The following is a 2,255-nucleotide window of genomic DNA, read 5'->3' as shown; positions in this document are numbered from 1 at the left end:
GGTTTGCTGAGTTCACAAGCAGGATCAGCCGCGCGTTCTTGATGACTGCGTCGTTGGGCCGCTCGTACTCAATGATCTGTCCGATGTAACTGGTGTGCAGCGCACCACGCTTGCACTCGATGATGCACGTTCTGCCGTGGCGATCGATGCCAAGGAGGTCGAGGCGCCCACGATCGATCCGGAATTGGCGCCCCCTGGGATGGGCGCGTATGGGCTCGCCTAGAACCTCGCTAAGCCACTTCGGCCGCTGATCGAGAAAGATCTCCATGTCCTGCTCAAGCAGTGGTCGTCCAAAGGCGTGGACGTCCGCTGTTAGTTCCCCACGCTGTCCCAAACTTGGCGGACGACCGGCAAGGGAGGGAGACCAGATTGGGCTGGGCTTCCGCTCGAAGGAAGCCCACTCGGGGAGCTCGATCCATGTCACGCCGATTCGTTCGAGGAAAGCTCGCACTGGACGGTCTGATGGTCCGGAGATCAAGAGGGCGCGCTGTCCCTGACGCTTCAGCGCCCAACGATGAAGGAAGTCCCCGAATTCGGCCCGATGCGGGCGACCGGGAAACACCGCCCAATCGACAGATCTCTTGCGGCGGAAAGACGCGACGCCATCGGTCAGGGTGACGCCAGCTCCACCGAGGTCGGCAAGTAGCGGATCGATCGCTTGGGTCATCGCCCAGAAGCTACCACGCGCGGCATATCAGCAAGGAGGAATCCTTTGCCCAATCTTACGTTCAACTTAAGCACCGGGAGGAACATGTATGAGTCGTCTTGAGTCACTCGCAGTCGGTGGGTACTTCCCCACGCCGCCCGAAGTGGTATCCCGGATCGCAGCGATGATCCGTCCCGCAACGCACGGAGGCCGTGTCGCCGTGCGCCTCATCGACCCCTGCGCGGGCACCGGTGCGGCCCTCCAGCAACTCGCCACCGTGATCGGTGGCGAGACCTACGGCGTCGAGCTCGAAGCCGACCGGTACGAGGAAGCCGCAGACGTCCTCGACCACGCGCTCCCCGGGAACGCACTTGCAGCACGGATCGAGGAAGGCGGGTTCTCCTGCCTCTTCCTCAACCCGCCCTACGACATCGACCTGGACGCGCGACGGCTGGAGCACACGTTCCTCACCGCGATGTCGAAGGTGCTCCGCCCCGGCGGACTGCTGATCTACATCGTGCCGCAACGCCGGCTGGCGACGTCAGCGCGCTACCTCGCGGGTCACTACCGCGACCTCGCCTGCTGGCGCTTCCCGGACGGCCTCCACGAACGCTTCGAGCAGGCGGTCCTGTTCGGGACGCTGCGCGAGGCGCCCGTATCCGACGCTGCTGTGCGGGCGACAGTTGAGGCGTGGGCGTCGAGTCCGCTACCCGAACTGCCGGTGGCCGGCGCCATGAATCAGCCGCGCACGCTGCCGGTACTCCCCGCCGGAGACGTGCTGTTCACGTCATTCAACTTCGACGCGGTGGAGGCCGCCGTCGAAGCACGCCGCTCTGGGGTCTGGACGCACGCCGCGCTCATCGAGCGGCTCTGGCCACCAGAGGAGCGAAAGGTCCGGCCGCTGATGCCGCTCCGGCGAGGACACCTCGCCGTGATGGTCGCGGCGGGATTCCTCGACAGCGTCGTGCTCCATTCCGGGCAGCAGCGTCTGCTCGTCAAGGGACGCACGTACAAGGAGTCGATCTCCGTCTACTCACCTGACCCGGACGTCGAAGTCGAGCGCGAGGTGATGCGGACGTCGGTCGCGGTGCTCAACCTCCGCACCGGCGACGTCGAGGTGATCGACACCGGCGCAGCGGACACGCCCGCGCGATGACGACGCTCCCCGAACTCCTCACCGAGCACGGTGAGGCGATCACGCGCGCGGTCCTGCGCGCCTATCCGCCGGTCTACACGGCACGCACGCGCGATGACTGGGGCTTCGACCTCACCAAGCTCAAGCGGAGGCCGATGGGAGCGCAGGGGGACGCGATCCGCGCCGCCGCCGTCTCACTCCAGCGTCATCGCGGCACCAACGTGGTCGGCGAGATGGGCACGGGCAAGACGATGATCGGAGCATCGGCAGCCTACGTCGCTGGGTTCCGGCGCGTCCTCGTCCTGTGTCCGCCGCATCTGACGCGCAAGTGGGTGCGGGAGGTGCAGGAGACAGTGCCGCTCGCCGAGGCGGTGATCGTCAACACGATCAGCGACCTCCGACGGCTCCGACTGGATCATCGGTGGCCGCTGTTCGTGATCCTCTCGCGCGAGAAGGCGAAGCTCTCGTACCGCT

Annotated in this window: 3 protein-coding genes; 2 read left to right on the top strand and 1 reads right to left on the bottom strand. The window is 65.9% G+C overall.

The window, feature by feature from the left end; genetic code table 11:
* A partial coding sequence (locus WEB06_00350; protein ID MEX2554066.1) for a hypothetical protein occupies positions 1–667 on the bottom strand: 667 nt, incomplete at its 3' end.
* Positions 668–755: 88 nt separating this feature from the next.
* Here WEB06_00350 and WEB06_00345 point away from each other — a divergent pair.
* The gene (locus WEB06_00345; protein ID MEX2554065.1) at positions 756–1,802 is read left to right on the top strand and encodes a DUF6094 domain-containing protein; all 1,047 of its coding nucleotides are present in this window, start codon (positions 756–758) and stop codon (positions 1,800–1,802) included.
* The coding region (locus WEB06_00340; protein ID MEX2554064.1) for a DEAD/DEAH box helicase family protein at positions 1,799–2,255 on the top strand (457 nt) is incomplete at its 3' end. The genes WEB06_00345 and WEB06_00340, both read left to right, overlap by 4 nt.

This window comes from Actinomycetota bacterium, from assembly GCA_040905475.1.
GTDB lineage: Bacteria > Actinomycetota > AC-67 > AC-67 > AC-67 > DATFGK01.
This window is presented reverse-complemented; position numbering and strand designations above follow the sequence as displayed.

What these genes read in the sequence shown, in the direction of transcription:
- WEB06_00345 (MEX2554065.1), top strand. Translation starts at nt 756, where the DNA reads ATGAGTCGTCTTGAGTCACTCGCAGTCGGTGGGTACTTCCCCACGCCG.